The sequence below is a fragment of the Bacillus sp. CH140a_4T genome (assembly GCF_008923725.1).
Lineage (GTDB): Bacteria > Bacillota > Bacilli > Bacillales > Bacillaceae_G > Bacillus_A.
Map to the genome: position 1 here is coordinate 633,139 of NZ_WBPF01000016.1, position 23,523 is coordinate 656,661.

Below are 23,523 nucleotides of genomic sequence, written 5' to 3' on the forward strand. Positions count from 1 at the left end.
AATAATGAAAACTTCCATTCGTATATAAGGATGGAAGTTTCACTTTAATAGTAGAAATGAGGAGAGATAATGGGGAAGGTTTATATCGTTGGTGCGGGTCCTGGTGATCCAGATTTAATTACTGTGAAAGGGTTAAAATGTATTGAGAAGGCAGATGTTATTTTGTACGACCGTCTCGTAAATAAAGAGTTACTTTCCTATGCAAAGCCTGAAGCGGATTTAATTTATTGCGGAAAACTACCAAATTATCACACGATGAAGCAAGAGACAATTAACACGTTTCTTATTAAATATGCGAAAAAAGGAAAAGTTGTAACGAGGCTTAAGGGCGGCGATCCATTTGTATTTGGGAGAGGGGGAGAAGAAGCTGAAGCGTTAGCAAAGCAAGGGGTACCATTTGAAATCGTTCCTGGTATTTCAGCTGGAATAGCTGCTCCTGCTTATGCTGGTATTCCAGTGACACATCGTGATGCAAGCGCAAGTTTTGCTATTGTGACAGGGCATAGGAAAGAAGATGCTGAAGAAGAAGTGAAGTGGGAACATTTAGCGAAAGGTGTAGAGACTTTAGCTGTATATATGGGGGTTAGTAATTTACCCTACATATGTGAGCAACTGATGAAGCATGGAAAAGATAAAAGTACACCTGCTGCTATTATTGAGCGAGGAACGACGTCTATGCAGCGCACAGTTGTTGGGACGTTAGGAACAATTGTAGATGTTGCCAAAAAAGAACAAATTCAAAATCCGAGCATGATTGTAATTGGAGAAGTGGTCCGTTTTAGAGAAAAAATCCATTGGTTTGAGAAACAGACAGAAAGTACGTATCAAGTAAGTGGAGTGTTATAAAATGAAAGCCATCTTATATATATGTCATGGAAGTCGTTTGAAAGCAGCTAAAGAAGAAGCGGTTGCATTTATTACGTCATGCATGAACCGTGTAGAGGCAAGTATTCAAGAAGTTTGTTTTTTGGAGTTAGCGAGTCCGAATATTGATGAAGGGTTCCGTACATGTGTGAAGCGTGGTGCTACAGAGATTATTGTTGTTCCAGTTTTTTTATTAGCGGCAGGTCATGTGAAAAAAGATATCCCGTTTGCATTGGAGAAGTTAAATAATCAATTTTCGAATGTTAAAGTGACCTATGGTAACCCGTTTGGTGTATCAGAAACACTTGTTAAATCGGTATATAGCGGAAGTGGCATTGAACAGGAAGATAAGAATGAAGTGACGCTACTTCTCGTTGCAAGAGGGAGCAGTGATCCTGACTTATTACGAGATATAAACTGGATCGCTTCTTTATTTCAAACGGAAGAGAGAATTAAAAAAGTAGAGGTTTGTTATTTAGCGGCTGCTGAGCCGAAATTTGAGGAGAAGTTAAAGGAAGTTGTAGAACGAAAAGAAAAGAACATCGTTGTGCTACCTTACTTGTTATTTACAGGTTTACTTATGAAACATATTGAAAAAGAAGTGGGCCGATATGAGTTGGGTGATATAAAAATAAGTCCGTATTTAGGAAAGAATGAAGCGTTTCAGTATATGTTAATTCAAAAAACGAAGAAATTATTGAAGGGGGATCAATATGTATCCACTTACAGTGCGAGTTGAGAAGAAACGTGTTGTTGTCATTGGTGGAGGGAAAGTCGCGGGATTTAAAATTATTCCTTTACTAAAACAAGGTGCGGATATAATTGTGATAAGTCCTGAATTGGATGCGAATTTAGTGAAACTAGTGGAAGAAAAGCAAATTCGTTGGTATCAAAGGGAGTATGAAAAAAGTGATATTCAAGGTGCTTTTTTAGTTGTTGCAGCGAGTGGTGATGGTGTATTAAATGAACAAGTTGCTGAAGATAGTGCAGAGAATCAATTAGTAAATGTTATTACGAATCCGGAAAGTGGGAATGTTCATTTTCCGGCGGCGATTCATCGAGGATTACTGAATGTGGCTGTTTCTACTGGAGGGGCAAGTCCGAAACTGGCAAAAAAAATCCGTGATGATATCGCAAATAAATATGATGAGGTGTATGAATCGTATCTTGATTTTTTATACGAAGTTAGAATAAAAGTGAAAGAATTACAAATAGAGAAAAGAGAGAGAAATATATTGTTACAAGAAGTATTAAAGTCGATATATGTTCAAAATGAACAAAAAAGAGAATTGTTTTTACAAGAATTAGAGAGAAGAGTTCATATAGGATAATGAATAAATTGTACTTTACAACTATAAAAATATAATTTATAATCACAAGTAACTTCAATAAATGAAATCGATGAGCAAGAAGAGTATGTATATTTGATACGTTCAGAGAGCTGGGGTAAGGTGGGAGCCCGGTACGATAAAATATACAGAATGGGCTTGCGAGAGGTATGTTGAACATTGTAGTAGGCAACCCGGGTTCCGCCGTTAAAAGGATAGAGTATCGGAGTTTTCCTGTACTTGAACAAGTGGGATTTATCAATCCAATTGAGGTGGTACCACGGTATTTACATTACATATATCGTCCTCTACATGCATATTTGCGTGTAGGGGACTTTTTTATTTTCTAAAGGAGGTGTGCGAGTATGAAATGAAAGTGTATAATTAATAAAAGTTTAAATATTCAGAAAAGGAGAATTTATGATGAAAGAAACACAGCAATGGACGTCGAAAATAGGCTTTGTACTCGCAGCAGCCGGAGCCGCAGTAGGTCTTGGTGCCATATGGAAATTTCCATATGTTGCAGGTAATGGTGGGGGAGGCGCATTCTTCCTTGTATTTTTACTATTAACTTTATTTATAGGTATGCCTTTACTATTAGCGGAGTTTGTTATTGGACGTAGCACTCAAAAAGAGGCGGTTACAGCTTATAAAGTACTAGTACCAAATAGTAAAGTATATCCTTGGATTGGTCGTATGGGAGTTGTAACTTGTTTTAGTGTACTCTCTTTTTATAGTGTTGTAGGTGGATGGATATTACTGTATTTATACTATAGTGTTACAGGAAGTTTCTGGAATGGTGTTGTTGATTATGGAAAGTTGTTTGGTGAAACGATTTCAAATCCAGTAAGCGCGATTGGAGCACAATTTATCTTTATGCTTTGCACTATTTTTGTTGTAAGTAAAGGTGTAGAGAAAGGGATAGAAAAAGCAAGTAAGTATATGATGCCGCTATTATTTATTTTATTTATTGCGATCATTGTTCGTGCGTTAACACTGGATGGTGCATTTGCTGGGGTAGAGTTCTTCTTAAAACCAGATTTTTCAAAGCTGACAGCAGATACGATTTTATACGCGATGGGACAATCGTTCTTCTCGCTAACAGTAGGTGCCTCAGTAATGGTCACGTATAGTTCATATTTGAAGAAAGAAGAACATTTAGCTAAATCAGCAACATCTATTGTAAGTTTAACTGTTTTTATTACAGTGCTTGCAGGATTAGCAATTTTCCCGGCGATTTTCGCATTAGGCGTTAAGCCGACTGAAGGACCAGGACTACTATTTATCGTCCTTCCGGCAGTATTTGCAAAAATACCATTTGGACAATTTTTCTTCATTATGTTTTTAGTTTTATTCTTCTTTGCAACGTTAACATCTGCTATTTCCATGCTTGAAATTGTAGTAGCATCTGTTGCGAAAGATAATGAGAAAAAGCGTCCGTCAGCATCATTATTAATTGGTATTCTTATTTTTGCAGTTGGAATCCCGTCAGCATTATCGTTTGGAATTATGAGTGATGTGAAAATATTTGGTAAGACATTCTTTGATTTCGTCGATTTTTCGGTAAGTAATGTATTGCTGCCGCTCGGAGTACTAGCCATTTCGCTATTCGTACCAAATAAAATGAGTAAAGAGATGTTAATGAAAGAATTAGAAGTTACGGAAACGAAAGGGAAAACATTATTTAATATTTGGTTCTTCTTGCTTCGTTATGTTATTCCAGTAACTGTAATTATTGTATTTTTAAATGCGATAGGCGTATTTAAAATGTTTGCATAATAAAAAGACGGAGATTTCTCCGTCTTTTTATTATGTTGTAGGTGTATTTAATAAACGATTATACGCTTTATAGGTTGTGACGACTGCAATGAATGATCCGATTAAAAATAATGCTGAGCCGCCAAATGTAAATAACCGGCCAATGTAAGTTTCTCTAGCTTCTTCTATTTTTTGTTGTAATTGTGTATTCATATGATTCACTTCGTAAACTATAGGCATTTAGTAGTAGTCTATGTGGAATGCCTATAGTTTGTGAAGTGGAAATAAAAAAACTCGGTATGCACCGAGTTTTTTCTATAATCCGATATAAGGAGATGGATCAACTGCATTTGTCTTGCCGACATTCCATTCTCCAAGGTGAAGTTCGAAGTGTAAATGTTGTCCGTATGATTGGCCAGTGTTCCCCATAAATCCAAGTTGAGTGCCTTGTTTTACAGTTTGTCCATTTGATACAGAACGGCTACTCATATGAGCATATACTGTCGTATATGTTTTTCCGTTTATACGGTGAGATAAGTACACAACATTTCCGTAACTAGATGATAATTCTGAGCGAATAACTACGCCATCAGCAGCGGCAATAATTGGAACAGTTCCTGAGGCTGCGATATCGATTCCTTTATGGTTATCTATAGAGCGCACGCCAAACCCAGAAGTTTTTGATCCAGCTGCTGGCTTAATAAATCCGCCAATATTTGTATCGTGTGGTGTTGGAGCTGCTTGAGCTGTTTGAGCAGATGTAGTAGCTTGTTTACGAGCTTCTTCTGCCTTGCGAGCTTCCTCAGCTTTACGAGCCTCTTCGGCACGCTTTTCTTCTTCAATTGCTTTTTGAACAGCTTGACGCTGGTTTTCTAAAATACCTTTGGATTCTTCTAATCCTTCAATCTCTGAATCTACTTTTGCTACTTTCGTATGTAGATCGCTAATAAAGGTTTGCTGCTGTTGTTGGTTATTTTGTAATTCTTGCTGTTTTTGTTCTAATTTTTGCTCGGATTCTTTCAGTTGTTGCTCTTTTTTCTCAACAGCTTCTTTTTCTTTCGCCACAGCATTTTGATCAGTTGTTTGTTTTTTTACAATATCTGTATCGTTGTTTAAAATTAAACTTACAGAATACATATTATCAACAAGATCAGCGATATTTGTAGAAGTTGTTATTACCTCTGTAATAATATTTGTACGAGGTTTTTCTTGCATAGATTGTAAACGTTGCTTAATAACTTCCTGACGTGTATCTATGTTTGTTTGTAATTGTTCTATATGTTTCTTTTTCTCGGTAATTACTTGTTGTGTTTTGCTAATTTCTTTTTTTGTATCGTTTAATTCAGCTTCGTTTTTATTAATAGAAGTAGTTAAGTCATCAATTTTCTTTTGTAATTCTTGAATTTCCTTTTCTATTTGTTCTTTCTCAGCTGATTTATTTTGTAAGTCATTTTGTTTTCCTTCTAATTCAGATTGAATATTAGATAATTTATCTTGATTCGTTTCAGCGTATACAGGTGAAAGTAGTGGAGAAACAAAAATCGTTCCTGCTGCTAAAACACTAAACGCTGCAAATTTCTTTTTCATGGTTGTCTGGCTCCTTTCCCTATGAATGTTATATATCATAAGAAGAAGAGTGTCTATCGTTGTAACCATAATGTAAAGAAAAATTTATAAAATTGCTAAGTTTTGTCGGAATTTATCATTTTTTAATGATAATTGTCATGTTGGATGCGCTTTTTTATTCGTTCAACAAGGATGTATTTTTTGGATTTTATTGTAAAATAAAGGAAAAAATATATTTATTTTATATAGTAAAATAGTAGAGAGGAATCCAATAAAACACTGATAAGGAATCGTTCTCATGTGAGGTTTTCTGACATGGGTTTTGTTTTTGTCAAGAAAATTATTTGCGTTCGGGCAAACTTATTTTGTTGTCAGATTTTAAATTTTGATTTATGATTTTTAACAGGGACAAAATGTAGTGAATTGTCGAACAATATGTAATACTCTTAATTTCAAGTTTTATAGATATAGAATGAGAGGTAGAGTGACACATCGAAGAGGGGGTTACAACAAATATGAAAAGAATAGGACTTGCATGGCAAATATTAATTGGTCTTGCGTTAGGTATTGCAGTTGGTGCGATTTTCTTTGATAATCCAGCTGTAGTGAAGTACTTACAACCAATTGGTGATATTTTCATCCGATTAATTAAAATGATCGTTGTACCAATTGTTGTAGCAAGTATTGTTGTTGGGGTTGCTGGTGTTGGCGATGTTAAAAAACTAGGCCGACTAGGCGGAAAAACAATTATTTATTTTGAAATTATTACAACACTTGCAATTATTGTTGGTCTATTGATTGCTAATATTTTCCAACCAGGAAAAGGCGTAAATATGGAGCAGTTAACAAAGACAGATATTTCGAAATATACACATACGACAGAGCAGGTACAAAGTCATTCATTTGCAGATACATTTGTAAATATTGTTCCAACGAACATTATGAAGTCATTAGCTGACGGAGATATGCTTGCTATTATCTTCTTCTCTGTATTATTTGGTTTAGGTGTCGCAGCAATTGGTGAAAGAGGAAGACCAGTTCTTCAATTTTTCCAAGGTGTAGCTGATGCAATGTTTTACGTAACGAACCAGGTTATGAAATTTGCACCATTTGGTGTATTTGCACTAATCGGTGTTACAGTTTCTACATTTGGTCTTGCGTCATTAATTCCATTAGGGAAATTACTAATTGTCGTCTATGGAGCAATGATCTTCTTCGTTGTAGTTGTCTTAGGACTTACAGCGAAAATATTTGGAATTAACATTTTCCAATTCTTCAAGATTTTAAAAGACGAACTGATCTTAGCTTACTCTACAGCAAGTTCAGAAACAGTTTTACCGAAAATTATGGAGAAAATGGAGAAGTTTGGTTGTCCGAAAGCAATTACATCTTTCGTTATTCCGACAGGTTATTCATTTAACTTAGATGGATCAACTTTATATCAAGCAATTGCAGCTATTTTCTTAGCGCAAATGTACGGTATTGATTTATCTATTTCTCAACAAGTTACATTATTACTTGTATTAATGGTTACATCAAAAGGTATTGCGGGTGTACCGGGCGTATCATTCGTTGTATTATTAGCGACACTTGGTACAGTAGGTATTCCAGCTGAAGGTTTAGCCTTCATCGCTGGTATTGACCGTATTTTAGATATGGCTCGTACAGCAGTTAACGTTGTAGGTAACTCTTTAGCAGCTGTAGTTATGTCTAAGTGGGAAGGTCAGTATGATGCTGAAAAAGGACAAGCTTATTTGAAAGAAATTTCTAATAAGCAAGCAGCTTAATTATAATTTGAACAAGCTCTCACATAATATGTGGGGGCTTTTCTATATAGAAGGGGAGTGGACGTAATGAAACGCAAATATGGTGACGGTTCTTCGTGGAAGCGACTAATAGAGAAGGATTATACGGTTAAGCGAGTAGAAGAAGGAATGCTAGGAATACTGGAAATAAAAAAAGTTAGAGAGCCTAGTTGTAAAGAATATGATGGTAAAGAACTTTGTATTGCAGGGAATCAATATACGTGGATTCAATATTTCATAAAAGGGAAAAACTTTGCGATTACAGCTATGTTAGATGATCAGAAAAAATTAGTGCAATATTACATCGATGTGGCAAAAGAATATAAAATTGACGACCATGGATTACCGTATTTTGATGATTTATATTTAGATGTAGTATTATTACCGAACGGTAAGGTGTATGTACTAGATGAAGATGAGCTAGAGGATGCTTATAAAAGTGGCAATGTTACAAAAGAAGAGTATGAGTTAGCTTGGTACACCACGAAATGGATAATAGATGCAATAAAAAATAGTGAATTTTATTGGATTTCAATATTGGAAGAAGAGATCAAAAAGTTAAAATGATTGTTGTATTCAATTTTTTGCATAATTACCAAAAAAATCTATACAAAAAATAATTGACTTTTGTTTTGTAAGCGAGTAAAGTTAGGGAAGAAATTATTATTAAAAAATAAATATGAAACCTTCTTATAAAGAGAGGCGGAGGGACTGGCCCTACGATGCCTCGGCAGCGGACTCGATTTCAGAGTGCTGTGCCAAATCCAGCAAGCATGTGCTTGAAAGATGAGAAGAGCGTTTCTTATACATGTATAAGACCTCTTCTCATTGGAAGAGGTCTTTTGTTATTTATTAGAAAAAGGTTGAAACTAGGGAGAGATGGTACTTTGAAAGAAACGAGAGGAAATGGTTTGGCTTTATTACCACTTGGGATATTTTTGGCGCTATTTATTGGTTCTGGAATTATTACAGGTGATTTCTATAAATTGCCGATACTTGTAGCAATTTCAATTGCTGTAGGAGTCGCTTTAGCAATGAATCGTAAAGAAAGTTTTAATGTAAAAGTAGAACGATTTGCTAAAGGTGCAGGGAACCCAGATATTATGATTATGGTTCTGATTTTTGTACTGGCAGGAGCGTTTTCTGAAACAGCAAAAGGGATGGGCGGCGTTGATTCTACAGTTAACTTAGCGTTATCCATTTTACCGCAAGGGTTTATCGTAGCTGGAATTTTTGTTATCGGGGCATTTATTTCATTAGCGATGGGAACTTCAATGGGAACAATAGCTGCATTAGCACCAATTGCTGTAGGGATTAGTGGGCAAACTGATATCTCCATTGCACTTACGATGGCTACTGTTGTTGGTGGAGCAATGTTTGGTGATAATTTATCATTTATTTCAGATACAACAATTGCAGCTGTACGCTCACAAGGAACAGAAATGAAAGATAAGTTTAAAACGAACTTTTTAATTGTATTACCAGCGGCTATTATTACAATTGTACTGTTAGTAATACTTACTTTAGGAAGCGATACGCAAGTTAAAGCGCATAGCTTTGACTGGATAAAGATTTTACCGTATGCAGGAGTACTTATTACAGCATTGCTTGGCTGGAATGTACTTATTGTGTTAACTGGTGGAACTGTACTATCTGGCGTTATCGGTCTTTTTGATGGCAGTTACACGTTAGAGAGTTTCTTTAAAAGTGTAACGACTGGAATGGGCGGTATGATGGAGTTAGTATTACTTGCTATTTTAATTGGCGGTATGGTCGAACTGATTCAATATAATGGTGGCATTCAATATTTAATGAATCTTTTAACACGTAATATTCGTTCTAAAAAAGGAGCAGAGTTTGGTATTGCTGGTTTAGTAGGTATGACGAATATGTGTACAGCGAATAATACGATTTCTATTATCTTTACAGGTCCACTTGCGAAAAACATTGCAAATCAGTATGAAATTGATCCACGTAAATCAGCGAGTGTATTAGATCTTTTCTCATGTTGTGTGCAAGGATTAATACCGTACGGCGCACAAATGTTAACAGCAGCAGGGTTTGCGGCGTTATCTCCGATTGAATTGCTACCATATGCGTTTTATCCGATCTTAGTTGGAGTATGTGGAATCATTTCTATATTAATTGGTTTCCCGAGGTTTTCTAAAGTAGCGGGAAAGAAAGAGTATCACAAAACAGCATAATGAAAAATGAAATTTATGAATTGAAACGAAAGCCGTACAGAGAATGTTCTCTGTACGGCTTTTTATGTGCGCTAAAAGAGTGAATGATGCGATGCTACCGCATGTTTTTACAAAAGGCTGAATGCAACTCAGTCTTAAGTCTGAGTCGAAAACGGTTCTTAAGCTCGTTATGGAAAAAAGAAAAAATAGTTAAGATAAGAGTATCAAATCGAAGGGAGGCAAGCACAAGATGAAACAATTTCTAGCGTTTATCGCGGCTGGTATTTTAGCTTTAATTGCTCTTGGCAGTCTTGCTGGTATTATAGGATTCGCAATTGGAGCAGGAGTTGTGTACTGGAGCTATAAATCATTTGTGCGAGCACAATCATTTTTTGGAAAGTTAGCTTGGGGTATTGTTGGTTTGATCGGCTTGTCCATCGCCCTTTCTCATTCCCCAGCACTAATCGGTATCGCAGCAGTAGTAGTTTTATACTACGGATACCGTGAGTGGAAAAAAGAAAAAAATGTAGTTGTTGATTCTGCATCAGAAAGTTCTAAACCATATAGCAACTTTGAAGATGAGTGGAACAAGTTAATGAAAAACTAATAAAAAATTAATAAAAATCAAATTTATAAAGTAGAAGAGAGGAAGATTATAATGAAACAATCTTTATTCGGACGTGTACGCGATGCAATTTTAGCAGATTTTCATAATGTGTTAGATGAGAAAGAAAGAAAAAATCCAATTGCTATGTTAAACCAATATTTACGCGATAGTGAGCGTGAAACAACAAAAATTGAGAAGTTAATTCAGCGTCATAAAACATTAAAATCTAATTTCGCTCGTGAGCTTGAGCAAGCACGTTATTTCGTTAATAAAAGATCAAAACAGGCTATCATCGCTCAAGAAGCAGGCGAATTACAGTTACACGAACGTGCATTAGAAGAAGTAGCTTATTATGAAGGGCAAGTAACTCGATTAGAAGAAATGTATGCAGGTGTTGTAGAGCAAATCGATGAGTTAGAGCGTCGTCTCTCTGAAATGAAAAACAAATTAAAAGAAATGCACGCAAAGCGCATGGAACTAATGGCACGTGAAAATATGGCACATGCAAATCGTCGTATGAATACAGCGATGCATAAAATGGATGAAAACAATCCGTTCTTACGCTTTGAAGAAATTGAAGATCATATTCGTGACTTAGAAACTCGTATGAATGAGGAGCATGAGCGTGATACATTTGATATGAAAATTGCAAAGCTGGAGCGCGAAATGAAAGAAAAGAATGATGTATCGTTAACGAAAGAGTTAACAAAATAATAGTAGTATATTATAAAACAGGCTTATGATATAGTGATAGGAGAAAAGGTGTTGGAAAGCAATGCCTTTTCTTCTATGTATATGTAACAAGAAGGGGGGAGCTGAAATGAAGAAACAATTTTCAAAAACACAATTAATGGGGATGCTCCTCATCATATTTGGATTCGGTCTTTTTCTTGATATGATACTTGGACATTTTGAACCAGGTGGTCTCATTTTTGCATTTATTATGCTTATGTTTGGAAGGCATTATCGTAAGAAGAATCGTTATGTAAGGGGAAATGTCTTTTTATTTGTTGGTGGTATCGTATTTTTATTCTTCTTATTTTCATCAGCAGCATTTGTTCTTGTCGTATTTGCTTGTTTAGCTTTAATTGGTTATCAACTGATTCAACAAGGACATCAGCAAAAAGCAATGAAGGTTGAAATTAAAGAAAAAGGGATTATAGACGAAGAGAAGCAAATATATCGTACAGAACCGTATTTAAAAAATATGTTTGTAGGGAATATACGAATGATGGATCATATTTATGAACTTGAGGATATTAATGTTCAATATGGTGCTTGTGATGTGGAAATAGATTTAACAACTGCTATGATCCCAGAAGGGGAGACGGTAATTGTTATTCGCGGTGTCGTTGGTAATATTCGTTTATATGTGCCATATGATATTGAACTGTCTTTAAATCATTCTGTTATTGTCGGACGTGTGCTTCTGCCAGGTCATGAAGAAACAGGATTTAACCGCAATGTTACATTTAGAACAGAGCAGTATAAAGAGGCTCCTCGTCGTATTAAAATTATTTCTTCGCTTGTCGTAGGCGATACGGAAGTGAGGAAAGTATAATGAAAAAACAAAAAAATATTTCGTGGATGTATATTCGTTATTCTATGTTGTCCTCTGTTAGTATCGCACTTATTTGTACAATTGTATATGTATGGAAAAGTGAGCAACAAGTGTATGATTTATTATGGAAGGAATCCATCGCTTCTGTTCCAATTGGCTTGTTTATTATGACTACAAGTTTACTTATCGGGGGAATTGTAGGATATGCAATCGGTTATTATATAGAGCAGCGTATACAAGGATTAAATACTTTTCTATTTGAAGTAGAGCGAGGGAATTTTCCGAGCGATGTTTCGTTTACTGCAGATGATGAATTTCATGAAGTGGAACGAAAAGTAATCGTTCTGGCTCGTCGATTAGAGGAGCAAGCTGGACTCTTTCAAAAAGTAACGAATGAACGAGCTCATTGGAATGAAGAGATGAGACAAGAAGCGATTTCCCAGGAAAGGCATCGGTTAGCGAGGGAGCTGCATGATTCTGTAAGTCAGCAGCTTTTTGCAATGTCGATGATGATGTCGGCTATTAATGAACAAGTAGCTGAAATTCCAGAAATGACGAAAAAACAGTTGCAGCTCGTTGAAAATATGGTTGTAAATGCACAGTCAGAAATGAGAGCATTGCTTCTTCATTTACGCCCGGTGCAGTTAGAAGGTAAGAAACTAACAGAGGGTATAGAAGAGTTATTAACAGAACTGTCTAGAAAGCAACATATGAAAATTGAATGGTTAATTGAGCCAATAGAATTGAAAAAAGGTGTAGAAGATCATTTATTCCGCATTGTACAAGAGGCGCTGTCTAATACTTTACGGCATGCGAAGGCAAAGAAAACGGAAGTGCGTCTTCGAAAAATTGATCAATATGCAATTCTAAAAATTATTGATGATGGCGTTGGATTTGAAGTTGGAGTTAATAAAGCTGGTTCATATGGTCTAAGATCCATGCAAGAGCGTGTTCATGAAATTGGTGGGACATTAAAAGTGCTTAGTTTTCCGGCTAAAGGTACGCAAATAGAAGTGAAAGTACCGATTATGATTGAGAAAGGGGGAGAATCATGATAAAAGTATTACTAGTGGATGATCATGAAATGGTTCGGATGGGTGTATCAGCATATTTATCAACGCAGCCAGATATTGAAGTAGTTGGAGAAGCTGAAAATGGAAGAAAAGGTGCAGAGTTAGCTTTGCAATTAAGACCGGATATTATTTTGATGGACCTTGTCATGGATGAAATGGATGGGGTTGAAGCAACACGTGCAATTATTCAGGAATGGCCAGAAGCAAAAATTGTAGTTGTAACGAGCTTTTTAGATGATGAGAAATTGTATCCTGTTATTGAGGCGGGAGCGACAAGTTATTTATTAAAAACTTCAAGAGCGAGTGATATAGCAGATGCTGTACGAGCTACTTATGATGGAGAAACGGTATTAGAACCAAAAGTTACTGGTAAAATGATGTCACGTATGCGTCAGAAGAAAGAACAACCTTTGCATGAGGACTTAACAGAAAGAGAGTCAGAAATTTTGTTATTAATTGCAGAGGGGAAAAGTAATCAAGAGATTGCAGATGAACTGTTTATTGCCCTCAAAACAGTAAAGACACATGTGAGTAATATATTAAATAAATTAAATGTAAGTGATCGTACGCAGGCGGTTATTTATGCGTTTAGACATCAATTGACGAAATGATAAAGTGAAACTTTAATCAGTGGGAGGGGTTATCCCTGCTGATTATTAGCCTTCAGCAATCGGGCTTTTACGGGCAGTTATCTTCCGCCTAACATCTTCGCAGTCGCTGAATTTTGAGGTGGGAGTTTTACTGCCTGTTAATGCGGGGTAAAGTGAAACTTTAATCAGTGGGGGGCTATCCCCACTGATTATTAGTTTGTGCTAAATCTTTTTATTGACGTCAATAAATGTAAGCGTTATCATTAAGTTATTAACAGTACATACAAAGGGGAGAATGTATATGTTAGTTCAAACTATATTTGGTATGGATAAGTCTAAAAAATTAGGGGATTATGTGAACGCATTACAAGCGCTTTGTGAACAATATAATGTTGAAACAGATAAAATTGCAATTGTTGAGGCGACAGAAGAGTACTATTTATTTTTAGTAAAGCAAGAAGATTGCTATGATGTTGTCAAAGTAGAAACAGTGGATACAAATATCGACTATTATACGAAAGCGTATAAAATAAGTAGTTTTAATCATACTGCTTATCAAATGTAAAAAAACTCCCTTGCGGGAGTTTTTTTAGGATGCTTTTACTTCACGAGGTTCGGTTAGTAAGGGCACTTTTTTCGCACCGCTTAGTTTAGCGATTGTAAGGCCGATGAGAGCTCCGGCTAAGGCTGGTATTAACCAGCCTATTCCTTCCTTATATAAAGGGATAAATTCAAAATATGGTGTGATAAATGAAACTGAAATACCACCTTGTTTTAATCCATCAAATACACTTACGATTGCTGCTCCAATTAAAGCACCTACATAAACAAAGCGATATCCACCGAAATATTTATGAAGTAACGATAGTAGGACGAGTACAATTGCAACTGGATATACAACAAGTAGAATTGGAACAGAGATGGCAATAATTTTTGTTAAACCTAAGTTGGCAACTAATAATCCTAATGTACAAATGATGCTAGCGAACATTTTGTATGAAAATGTAGTCAATAATGTTGAGAAATATTGACTACATGCAGATACAAGTCCAACACATGTTGTTAAGCAGGCGAGTGTAACGATTAGAGATAATAGAAGTAAACCGTATGGACCGAATAATTGTTGTACGATAACAGTAAGTAATTGTCCGCCATTTTTTGCATATCCGAGAGAGACGCTAGTTGCACCGAGCCAGCCAAGTGCACCATATACAAGTACGAGACCGGTAGCGGCAATAAGTCCTGCTTTTGCTGTTGCAATGGCAATGGATTTACGATCCTTCACACCGTTAGAGCGAATGGCATTTACAACGATAATTCCAAATGCAAGTGCAGAAATGGTATCCATCGTTAAGTATCCTTCCATAAAACCTTTGAAGATTGGAGAAGTTTGATACTCTTGCATTGCTTGTCCTGATTGCCCGAGTGGTGTAAATACACTTTTAACAAATAATAAGAAAATAGAGAGTAATAAAATAGGTGTTAATATATTTCCGATGCGAGCGACGAGTTTAGATGGATTTAAACTAAGCCAAAATACGATAGCGAAGAAGATGACCGTGTATAAAAATAGTGCTAGGTTACTAGAGCGAATTGTTTCTGGCAAGAAAGAACTCACACCCATTTCATAAGCGACATTTGCAACGCGTGGAATTCCCATAGAAGGACCAATTGCGATGTATACAACTACAGTAAAGAAAATTCCGAATAATGGGTGAACATGACTTGCGAGTTGTTGCATACCATTTCCTGATAAAGAAATTGCAATAACGGTTAATAGTGGTAAACCGACTCCTGTTAGTAAAAATCCAATCATCGCTGGCCAAAAGTTTTCACCTGCATTTTGTCCAAGCATGGGAGGGAAAATTAAATTACCTGCCCCAAAAAATAAAGAAAATAGCATAAGACCCGTGGAAAAAATATGTTTTTTTGATACAGTGTTCATTGTTTTTCCTCCTTTTTTAAATTCATTTGTAAGAACACAAAAAACTCGTCCCTAAAGAAAGGGACGAGTTATATTTACCCGCGATACCACCCTAATTTATACATGTAGAAATGAGTCTATATGTATACGGCTTTACAACGTACAACATGATACGTGTTCCTTGTAACGGGGGACAGCCGGTAAGAACTTACTGTAACATTCGGTTCTACTTCTCGGAGATGATTTTCGGCTATGCACTGAACGTTGGCTTTCAGCAAATCGCCAACTCTCTGGGGGACAGTCCTATAACGTACTCGTTCTCGTCAATGAATTTTTATTCAAGTATTCTGACAGTATTGTTGCATGTTTTTTTTTGAAAGTCAATATTTTTTTGAAAGATATATTTATATCCAGAAATATCGAATGAGATGTTTGTTGCGGTAAAGGGAATGGTGAATTGTAAAATGGGAGTAAAATTTTGTAGAGAATTGTAAAATTTGTGGAGAAAGTTGATATTTATAGGAGTAAAGAAGGTATTGTTTGAATTTACAGAGAATAATACAACAATCCACTTGCTGGAAAGAACAAACCAAAAGAGGTGACTGAAATGCTTGCGATGGGAGTATTATTTGGCATTATTGCTATAATTGGTTTTATGTGGTTATATTATTCGCGTTCGTTTAAACAAGCAGAAGTTTTACTCTTTCAAAAAGGTAGTTTGTTGACAAATCAGTCTAGATATTTAGTATGTCCGAAGTGTGGAAGTGCACAGGCCAGAAGTGGAGGATATCAAGAGTGTTGCAAAATTAGATTATGAAAGAAGGAAGCCTCACATTATTTTGTGAGGCTTCCTTCCTTACAATTTCATAGCGCTCCAAATTGTCCACCGATCTCTTTCGATAATAGGAGAGACGTTTTGCAAGGCAGTCTGTACTTGTTGTAGAAGTTGAGAAAGTTCATAATCTGTTAATTCGTATAGAATGGATCGACCTGTTCGAGGTGATAAATCTTGTAGCAATGCTTCTACAGAATCATGTATTTTTCGTACTTCCCATTGTGTTTGAGTGGGGAACACGTGAAGAAAATATTTTTGTAATTCTTGTTGTATCGTGTCGGTTTTTGGACGTCTTTTTGATTCAATTTCAATGAGTTTTGGAAAGATAGAGAAAAAATATCCACGGATGTGTTCGGGGTTTCCAGGAATTGTACAATCTTCGATGGTTCGGTCTTGTACAATAAGTACACCGTTTTTCTTTAATATACGAGAAGCTTCACGTAGAAATGTAGGAATGTCGTGTAAATGATGAATCACTGCGCGCGAAATAACAATGTCGAATGTATCATTAGGAGATGGGACGCTATGCGCATCGCCGTTAATGAATGAAATGTTTGAAAAGCCGCTACAATTTTCTTTTGCAGCTTGTAATATTTCTTTGGAAAAATCCAGTCCAACAACACTTTTTGCTCCCATAAGAGCAAGTTCTTTCGTATAAATTCCGCCACCACAACCGATATCAATTATTTGCTTGTTTTGTATATTTGTAATACTTTTTATCATTTCTCCCCAAGAAATATGGGTGTTTCGCTGTGCGTATGTGTATTTATTATTTGCATCATGAAAATTAATGGACATGAAAAGACCTCCCTTCAATGCTTAGTATAGCGTATTTTATAGTGTGTCACGTTTTTGTTTTTTGTATGAAGATTATAAGGATTTCTTATTGTAAAGGGAGGATTAAGTTGAAAAGGAAATATGTATTGTTGTTATTTGCTATGTTACTAGCATCTTGTAGTCAAACAGAGCCAAAAAAAGAAACAGAAAAAGTAGAAGAGACGGTGAATGAAGTGAAAGAAACAATAGGGGTAACCGTTATACAAAAAAAACATAAAGAGAAAAAGTTACAGGAATTAGAAGCGAAGTTAGTAATAGACATTATAGATAAAGCGGAAAAACAAGAAGTAACAGGTAGTTTTGGTGAACCGGAATATGAAATACAAATTAGTAGAGATGGAAAAAAAGAAACATATTATGCATGGCTAAGAGGAGAAGACAGACGAGGTTGGGTACAACATAAGACAGATATGTATATGTTGGATAAAAAAGATACGGAAAAGCTGTTGGCTATATTTCCAAATGCTTCAGAACAAAAAGAAGATGAGATGCAGGTAGGCCCTTTAACGGAAGTAACAAAAAAAGATTTGCAAATTACCGCGTTTCATATTAAAGCAGGCGATCAAAAAGTGAATTATACGGTACGGTATACGATTTCACAATCACTATACAACAAGTTAGAGAAGGAACGAGAATATTATTTGCAAGTCATTTATCCGGAAAAAGTTCAAAAATTAATTGGAACAAAAGAGAGTGAAAAAATTTCAGGTGAAAAGGTAAAGGAAGGGTATAAACAGTATGAATTGCATGCTACTGTTCCGATAAAAGATGCTTCAGAATCACAATTAAAGTCATTAGAAACATATTATGAAAATTATGATTTGAAAATATTGAATAGTAAAAAAGAAAAAATAGGTGTTTTTCAAAATATCATTCAAATTGTTAAAGAGTATGGTGAAAAAATGAATTTACAAAGATAAAGTGAAACTATAATCAGCCCTTACGGATCGGAATGAATATAATTCGTAAAGTCTATATGGCCTTTCCTAGGAAATGATAATAGAGAGGGGGAAAACACCCCTCTCTATTACTTTGCTTTTGCAGATGGCTCATTCATTGATTTTCGTGTAATAAGAAAAGAAATCATAAGAGCGGAAAGGATGATAAGAGCAATAAATACGTGATTGGGCAACAAATCTAATAATAATACGTAGCTAACGGTATAAAAAATAAGAGTTGAAGCTAAAAACGATAGAGCGCCTATTATGAGAGATTGCAAATTCATCTGTATACACCTCCTTGTATTTATATTTTTGGCTAAAAATGGATTAAATAAACATTATTTCTAACGATAGAAAAAAATATGTCATAATAGAGAAAAGAACAAGCTTTCATGAATATGAATCATTAATGAGAGATAAAGGAGAGGAATATGAAAAATAATAGAAAAGGGTTATGGGGAATTATTGTTGCAATAGGGTTATTTTTACTTTCTAAGTTAAAGTGGGTATTTGCAATTTTTAAATTAGCAAAGTTTTCAACGGTATTTAGTATGTTTCTATCGCTTGGTGCATACGCAGTTATATATGGTTGGAAATTTGGGGTAGCGCTCATTTATTTATTGTTTATTCATGAAATGGGCCATTTATGGGCTGCGAAAAGAAAGGGGATACCAACATCGCCAGCAATATTTATTCCATTTATGGGCGCTCTTATTGGGATGAAAGAGATGCCGAAAAATGCAAAAGATGAGGCTTACATCGCCTTCATGGGACCTCTTTTCGGATTGTTGTCATTTTTACCTGCGATTCCACTTTATATAATAACGAAAGAGCCATTTTGGGCATTAATTATTTTACTTGGAAGTATGATTAACTTCTTTAACTTGATTCCGGTTTCTCCATTAGATGGTGGACGAATTATCTCAGTTGTAAGTACAAAGATTTGGGGAGCGGGCCTTATTGTATTGCTCGGTTATTCCATTTACTTTAAAAGTATTCTGGGAGGGTTTATCTTTATTATCGGCTGTATGGAATTATATAGAGTAATAAAGAGAGAAGAGCCAATTAAGGAATTAGGATATAGAATTGATGGAATGAAAGAATATGTTGCAAGGCTTGAAGAGGAGTTAAAAGAAACAGGTGCAGTGCATCGAAATATTTATATGATGCAACATGAAATAAATATATTAAGACAAAAAGAACGAGAGAAAGAATTAAAAACAGGAGAACTTCAAAGGATTGAAGTGTTAGAGTATCTTTTACCAAAGTTTGAGCCACTTGATTACGTCCCATATGAAGATGAAAAAGAAACATATACAATTCATATAAGAGAAGCATTTGAAATGTCAGAAAAAAAATTACAGGAATGGGATGCAGAAAAGAGACAACAGGAAAACTATTACAAAGTGGATACGAAAACGAAATGGACAGTATTTGCTTGTTATATCGGATTAATGGCTATACTCGGTTACACAGCTTATGAAGGATATATTGTTTTACAAGAACATTTGCCAAGGAGAAATGTATAGAAAAATATTGTCGAAATGATAGGAATGGTTTATACAGGAATTATATTTTTACGAGAGAATGTTACAAGTATAGTCATATTTTGTAATATCTTTAGTAGAGAAGGAGTTCTGTATATGAAGAAATTGTTAAGGGTATTCGGGATTATTATCGTAATGATCATTGCGAGCTATAGCCTTATGAAAGTACTGTTACATTATGCGAATAAGCCTGCTGAGGTAAATACAATAGCTCAAGTAGAAGATGTACAAGAAGAGACAAAAGTGCTTGATTTTATTCGTACGACACATGAAAGTTATAATAATTTCTTAAATTATGGTAAAGCAGAGAATTATACAGAAGGGGACTGGAACCAATTTAAACAATGGTTTCAACAACAAGAATCGTCTTTAAAAAATATACATAAAGAAATAAAGAATGAAAAAATAAAACGTGATGTAAATAGAAGCTATGAAATTGTAAAAAAAGGTGTGGAACTTCAAAATATTGAGTATGTAGTTTATGCACATCGTGTATACCATGACTTAGATATTATCGTAAATAAATATAGAGGTGAAACGAACATCTGGGGGTATACAGAATTTGGAGATGGGAAAGATATAAGGGTAATTGAACAAGCTATACAGTCCAAATAATAAGCTAGCTAGAATTCTAGTTGGCTTATTTTCTTTTGTAAGTACAATGTTCATATATTTTTCACAAAAACACCGTGTTAATAGTGATTAAAATCACAATCTGTATTATACAATTCAGTTAAACTAAAAACAGTTAAGGAAATAGAGGAGTGGGATACAATGTTAAGTGAAAAAACAATTGAAATCGTAAAGTCAACAGTACCATTATTACAAGAAAAAGGCGTTGAAATTACAACGAGATTTTATGAAATTTTATTTTCGGAACATCCGGAGTTATTGAATATTTTCAACCATACAAATCAGAAAAAGGGAAGACAACAACAAGCGTTAGCGAATGCTGTTTATGCAGCGGCAACGTATATTGATAATTTAGAAGCTATTATTCCAGTTGTAAAACAAATTGGTCATAAGCATAGAAGTTTAGGTATTAAAGCGGAGCATTACCCAATTGTAGGTACATGTTTACTACGTGCAATTAAAGAGGTCGCAGGTGCACCTGATGAAGTTTTAAATGCATGGGGAGAAGCATATGGTGTCATTGCTGATGCATTCATTAGCATTGAAGCAGAGATGTATGAAGAAGCAGCACATAAAGAAGGTGGATGGAAAGATTTCCGTAACTTTGTGGTTGTTAAAAAAGTGAAGGAAAGCGACGTTATTACATCATTTTATTTAAAACCTGAAGATGGCGGGAAAGTTTCTTCATTCATCCCAGGACAATATGTAACGATTCAAATAAATATAGAAGGTGAAACATATACACATAATCGTCAATATAGCTTATCAGATGCTCCAGGAAAAGAATATTATCGTATTAGTGTAAAGAAAGAAAAAGGTGTAGATACACCGGACGGTAAAGTATCTAACTACTTACATGATCATGTAGAAGAAGGGGATATGTTACCAGTAAGTGCACCAGCAGGAGATTTCATATTAAATATGGATTCAACATTACCAGTTGTATTAATTAGTGGTGGAGTAGGTATTACACCAATGATGAGTATGCTAAATACTTTAATTGAACAAGATTCAAAACGTAATGTATGTTTTGTTCATGCAGCGATAAATAGTAATACACATGCAATGAAAGAACACGTTGAGGCAGTAGATAATGAATACGAACAAGTTAAAGCGTATACTTGCTATTCTGCACCAACTGAAAAAGATTTGGAAATGAGGAACTTTGATAAAGAAGGTTTCATTGAAGCTGAATGGTTACAAACGATTATTCCGACAACTGAAGCAGCATTTTATTTCTGTGGTCCTGTACCATTTATGAAGCATATAAATGCTGCACTAACTGATTTAGGTGTGAAACAAGAGCATATTCACTATGAGTTTTTCGGTCCAGCAGCAAGCTTACAATAGATGAGGTTTGAAATAAGCAAAAAACGAGGTATTATTTTACCTCGTTTTTTATTTGTTCTCGTAACAGCCGATTTACTGTTTCACGGCGTATACCTATGAGTTGACCAATTTCAGTTTGTGTTAATATTTCATATATAGGAATGTCACCTAAATATAGTGTGAACCACTCTTGTAAACGATGTAGACGTTCTTTCGGAGAGACGGTTGTCAATTGATCGATACGTTGTTGCATCATTCTTAATTTTGATTGTAGTTGCATAGCAATATTTGCATATGATGCAGGGTTTGCCTGAAGTTGATCGTACCATTCATTACTAATTATAGGTTCAACTTCTGTTTTCATTAAAGCGATTGCTGTACCGTGATATTCCTTCGGTGAAATTAAAGAATGATGAGGTATCGTTTCACCTGGAACGATAATGTTGAATAGAAATGGTGTTCCATCTTCTTCTATCCGTACTACTTTTAATAAACCTGTTTTTATAAAATATAAAGGACCGTCCTCGCCTTGACGGAATAGTACATCTCCTTTGTGTAGAATCAATGTTAGCCCCCCATTTAAACATTTCTATTTCTTTTATTTTAGCGTATATGTATAAAGACAATATGCTTTTAAACAGCAATTTCATTGACGAAATATATGCTATTACAGTAGTATACTATTTAGTGTGTAATAGTACTAGCAATGAATACGCTGTAGGGGGTTTAGTATATTGTTAGATGCGATAAAAATGACGGATATGAGAATTCCGGCGAATGCTATCATTCATGTAGAAGAGATGAAAGGTGGAGTCGTGTTATCCGTTGAAGTAGACGGCCAAATTATTTATACGATGGCTTATGATGAAGAAACAGATAGTTATGCTGAATTATATGATCGAAACGATAAGAGGGCGTGCCAAGTACATGAGGATTTTATGGGATGGTCACTTCTTCATTAAAAAAGATGTCAATATGACATCTTTTTTTATTAAACCGATAGAATATACAAAGAAATGAAATATAAGGATAAAATTTGTAATAAATGATTTTGCATTGTTAGCACTTTGTAACTGCAAGTAAATTATTTTTTCGCTATCATAAAGATAACAGTCGCAGTTATAGGAGTGGTCAACTTGAAGAAAGTACATATTTCCAATTATATGTTATTATGTGTTTGTTTAATTTTATTTGTTCTTTTAGGAGGATTTTTATATTCATGTGTATAAGAAAAAACGCATTCTAAAAAGAACGCGTTATAAAAAAGAAGTAATGATTAATCTAGTTCCGAGAATAATTAATGTGATACGTAATAAATTAATTACGGCCTTACCACTTAATTTTGTATTAATATAAGCCCCGATTTTTCCGCCAATCCATGCACCAGGAATAAGAATTAATGCGTAAATCCAGCTGACATTTCCAAGAGAGATGTGAGTTGCAGAACTTACAATGGCTGATAGAAATACGATAAACATCGAAGTTGCTACAGCAATATGTGCTGGGAATGCAAAAAGTAGCATCATTGCTGGAACAAGTAAGGCACCGCCGCCAATTCCAAATAACCCAGATATAAAACCAACTATAAAGGCGATAAAGATAGCGAGAAGCGGTGGGAATTGATAGTGTACAGTGTTTCCTTCGTTATCTGTAAAAGAACGCTTAATTACCGTCATATTTGATAAAGAAAGAGGGTTTAATTTGTCTCGTAACATAAGAAGAATGGAGACGAAAATAAGGAAAATCCCAAAATATAAAGAAAATGTATCTTGGTTTAAAAATTTGTTTGCCCACGAGCCGATGATACCACCAGGGCCACTCCCGATAAATAAAATAAGTCCACTTTTGTAATCTACTCGTTTATGTTTCATATAAGTAAGGGTGGAAGATAGTCCTGTAAAAACGACTGTTACCATTGAAGTTCCTACTGCAAGTTGTGGTGATAGACTGTGTAATCCGATTAATAACGGAACAATAATAATTCCGCCACCAAGCCCGACTAGACTTCCGACTGTCCCGGCGATTAGCCCGATGAAAAGTAACATGATGTATTCCAAAATTGCCAACTCCTCTATATAACTTATCCACCAATTATTATACACGCTTTTTAATAAGAAAAAGGTTTGTTCACAAAAAAGTCGT

General features: G+C 35.2%; 26 protein-coding genes, 1 riboswitch and 2 other annotated features. Of the genes, 19 read left to right on the forward strand and 7 right to left on the reverse strand.

Translation table 11 applies throughout. The annotated features are described in order from the left end of the window. Positions 1-69: 69 nt before the first annotated feature. The 4 genes from cobA (at position 70) to F8162_RS18855 (ending at position 3,971) form a co-directional block, all read left to right on the forward strand. Positions 70-846 carry a uroporphyrinogen-III C-methyltransferase gene (cobA, locus tag F8162_RS18840; RefSeq protein ID WP_098130899.1) on the forward strand — a complete coding sequence of 259 codons (777 nt, stop codon included), beginning with the start codon at positions 70-72 and terminating at the stop codon, positions 844-846. A gap of 1 nt (position 847) precedes the next feature. Further along, positions 848-1,603, forward strand: coding sequence for a sirohydrochlorin chelatase (locus F8162_RS18845; protein WP_151631126.1), 756 nt, complete (start codon positions 848-850; stop codon positions 1,601-1,603). Further along, positions 1,578-2,195: an NAD(P)-binding protein gene (locus tag F8162_RS18850; RefSeq protein ID WP_151631125.1), complete on the forward strand. Its 618-nt coding sequence runs from the start codon at positions 1,578-1,580 to the stop codon at positions 2,193-2,195. The genes F8162_RS18845 and F8162_RS18850 overlap by 26 nt, the downstream gene beginning before the upstream one ends. A 61-nt stretch (positions 2,196-2,256) precedes the next feature. Further along, positions 2,257-2,504, forward strand: a binding site (T-box leader). A gap of 111 nt (positions 2,505-2,615) precedes the next feature. Continuing rightward, positions 2,616-3,971: a sodium-dependent transporter gene (locus tag F8162_RS18855; protein WP_141499056.1), complete on the forward strand. Its 1,356-nt coding sequence runs from the start codon at positions 2,616-2,618 to the stop codon at positions 3,969-3,971. Positions 3,972-4,001: 30 nt separating this feature from the next. On the opposite strand, the gene F8162_RS28795 is transcribed toward F8162_RS18855, so the two are convergent. Further along, complete coding sequence (locus F8162_RS28795) at positions 4,002-4,163, reverse strand: hypothetical protein (protein WP_192797638.1); 162 nt, start codon at positions 4,161-4,163, stop codon at positions 4,002-4,004. Between the two features lie 102 nt (positions 4,164-4,265). Beyond that, complete coding sequence (locus F8162_RS18860; protein ID WP_151631124.1) at positions 4,266-5,537, reverse strand: murein hydrolase activator EnvC family protein; 1,272 nt, start codon at positions 5,535-5,537, stop codon at positions 4,266-4,268. Positions 5,538-6,031: 494 nt separating this feature from the next. Here F8162_RS18860 and gltP point away from each other — a divergent pair, with 494 nt between their 5' ends. From gltP to F8162_RS18905, 9 genes are all read left to right on the forward strand, one after another. Further along, positions 6,032-7,303: a glutamate/aspartate:proton symporter GltP gene (gltP, locus tag F8162_RS18865; protein WP_151631123.1), complete on the forward strand. Its 1,272-nt coding sequence runs from the start codon at positions 6,032-6,034 to the stop codon at positions 7,301-7,303. A 66-nt stretch (positions 7,304-7,369) separates the two neighbouring features. Continuing rightward, positions 7,370-7,888: a DUF402 domain-containing protein gene (locus F8162_RS18870; RefSeq protein ID WP_151631122.1), complete on the forward strand. Its 519-nt coding sequence runs from the start codon at positions 7,370-7,372 to the stop codon at positions 7,886-7,888. 120 nt (positions 7,889-8,008) lie between these two features. After that, a riboswitch (SAM riboswitch) is annotated at positions 8,009-8,114 on the forward strand. A 94-nt stretch (positions 8,115-8,208) separates the two neighbouring features. Beyond that, the gene (locus F8162_RS18875; protein ID WP_151631121.1) at positions 8,209-9,525 is read left to right on the forward strand and encodes a Na+/H+ antiporter NhaC family protein; all 1,317 of its coding nucleotides are present in this window, start codon (positions 8,209-8,211) and stop codon (positions 9,523-9,525) included. A gap of 229 nt (positions 9,526-9,754) precedes the next feature. Beyond that, positions 9,755-10,111, forward strand: a complete 357-nt coding sequence (locus tag F8162_RS18880) for a flagellar basal body rod protein (protein WP_151631120.1) — start codon at positions 9,755-9,757, stop codon at positions 10,109-10,111. 51 nt (positions 10,112-10,162) lie between these two features. Beyond that, positions 10,163-10,825, forward strand: a complete 663-nt coding sequence (locus tag F8162_RS18885) for a PspA/IM30 family protein (RefSeq protein WP_001980961.1) — start codon at positions 10,163-10,165, stop codon at positions 10,823-10,825. 106 nt (positions 10,826-10,931) lie between these two features. Then, entirely contained in the window at positions 10,932-11,672 is a 741-nt protein-coding gene (liaF, locus tag F8162_RS18890; RefSeq protein WP_075308724.1) for a cell wall-active antibiotics response protein LiaF, read from the forward strand. Then, positions 11,672-12,727, forward strand: coding sequence for a sensor histidine kinase (locus F8162_RS18895; RefSeq protein WP_151631119.1), 1,056 nt, complete (start codon positions 11,672-11,674; stop codon positions 12,725-12,727). The genes liaF and F8162_RS18895 overlap by 1 nt, the downstream gene beginning before the upstream one ends. Beyond that, positions 12,724-13,356: a response regulator gene (locus tag F8162_RS18900; RefSeq protein ID WP_042982762.1), complete on the forward strand. Its 633-nt coding sequence runs from the start codon at positions 12,724-12,726 to the stop codon at positions 13,354-13,356. Before F8162_RS18895 ends, F8162_RS18900 begins: the two co-directional genes overlap by 4 nt. A 205-nt stretch (positions 13,357-13,561) precedes the next feature. Beyond that, complete coding sequence (locus F8162_RS18905) at positions 13,562-13,900, forward strand: DUF3922 domain-containing protein (RefSeq protein ID WP_151631118.1); 339 nt, start codon at positions 13,562-13,564, stop codon at positions 13,898-13,900. A 24-nt stretch (positions 13,901-13,924) separates the two neighbouring features. Here F8162_RS18905 and brnQ3 read toward each other — a convergent pair whose 3' ends face one another. Then, positions 13,925-15,280: a branched-chain amino acid transport system II carrier protein BrnQ3 gene (gene brnQ3 / locus F8162_RS18910; protein ID WP_151631117.1), complete on the reverse strand. Its 1,356-nt coding sequence runs from the start codon at positions 15,278-15,280 to the stop codon at positions 13,925-13,927. Positions 15,281-15,336: 56 nt separating this feature from the next. Beyond that, positions 15,337-15,595, reverse strand: a binding site (T-box leader). A 271-nt stretch (positions 15,596-15,866) separates the two neighbouring features. Between brnQ3 and F8162_RS18915 the strand changes: the two genes are divergently transcribed. Then, positions 15,867-16,076 (forward strand): hypothetical protein, encoded by a 210-nt coding sequence (locus F8162_RS18915; protein WP_000880630.1) that lies wholly within the window; start codon positions 15,867-15,869, stop codon positions 16,074-16,076. Between the two features lie 39 nt (positions 16,077-16,115). On the opposite strand, the gene F8162_RS18920 is transcribed toward F8162_RS18915, so the two are convergent. Beyond that, a complete protein-coding gene (locus F8162_RS18920) occupies positions 16,116-16,892 on the reverse strand; it encodes a class I SAM-dependent methyltransferase (protein WP_151631116.1) in 777 nt (258 codons plus the stop codon). A 107-nt stretch (positions 16,893-16,999) separates the two neighbouring features. On the opposite strand from F8162_RS18920, the gene F8162_RS18925 reads away from it, so the two are divergent. After that, complete coding sequence (locus F8162_RS18925; RefSeq protein ID WP_151631115.1) at positions 17,000-17,851, forward strand: hypothetical protein; 852 nt, start codon at positions 17,000-17,002, stop codon at positions 17,849-17,851. A 107-nt stretch (positions 17,852-17,958) separates the two neighbouring features. Here F8162_RS18925 and F8162_RS18930 read toward each other — a convergent pair whose 3' ends face one another. Then, the gene (locus F8162_RS18930; RefSeq protein WP_001053353.1) at positions 17,959-18,156 is read right to left on the reverse strand and encodes a hypothetical protein; all 198 of its coding nucleotides are present in this window, start codon (positions 18,154-18,156) and stop codon (positions 17,959-17,961) included. Between the two features lie 147 nt (positions 18,157-18,303). Here F8162_RS18930 and F8162_RS18935 point away from each other — a divergent pair, with 147 nt between their 5' ends. The 3 genes from F8162_RS18935 (at position 18,304) to hmpA (ending at position 21,402) form a co-directional block, all read left to right on the forward strand. Continuing rightward, positions 18,304-19,401, forward strand: a complete 1,098-nt coding sequence (locus F8162_RS18935; RefSeq protein WP_151631114.1) for a site-2 protease family protein — start codon at positions 18,304-18,306, stop codon at positions 19,399-19,401. Positions 19,402-19,515: 114 nt separating this feature from the next. Then, the gene (locus F8162_RS18940; protein WP_151631113.1) at positions 19,516-20,034 is read left to right on the forward strand and encodes a hypothetical protein; all 519 of its coding nucleotides are present in this window, start codon (positions 19,516-19,518) and stop codon (positions 20,032-20,034) included. Positions 20,035-20,193: 159 nt separating this feature from the next. Beyond that, entirely contained in the window at positions 20,194-21,402 is a 1,209-nt protein-coding gene (gene hmpA / locus F8162_RS18945) for an NO-inducible flavohemoprotein (RefSeq protein WP_151631112.1), read from the forward strand. Positions 21,403-21,433: 31 nt separating this feature from the next. Here the strand turns inward: hmpA and F8162_RS18950 are convergent, their stop codons facing one another. Beyond that, a complete protein-coding gene (locus F8162_RS18950) occupies positions 21,434-21,946 on the reverse strand; it encodes a Crp/Fnr family transcriptional regulator (protein WP_000600574.1) in 513 nt (170 codons plus the stop codon). A 169-nt stretch (positions 21,947-22,115) separates the two neighbouring features. Here F8162_RS18950 and F8162_RS18955 point away from each other — a divergent pair, with 169 nt between their 5' ends. Further along, on the forward strand, positions 22,116-22,343 hold the full coding sequence (locus F8162_RS18955) for a hypothetical protein (protein WP_000882907.1): 228 nt from the start codon (positions 22,116-22,118) through the stop codon (positions 22,341-22,343). A 294-nt stretch (positions 22,344-22,637) separates the two neighbouring features. Here F8162_RS18955 and F8162_RS18960 read toward each other — a convergent pair whose 3' ends face one another. Beyond that, entirely contained in the window at positions 22,638-23,438 is an 801-nt protein-coding gene (locus tag F8162_RS18960) for a sulfite exporter TauE/SafE family protein (RefSeq protein WP_000455763.1), read from the reverse strand. Positions 23,439-23,523 lie beyond the last annotated feature (85 nt).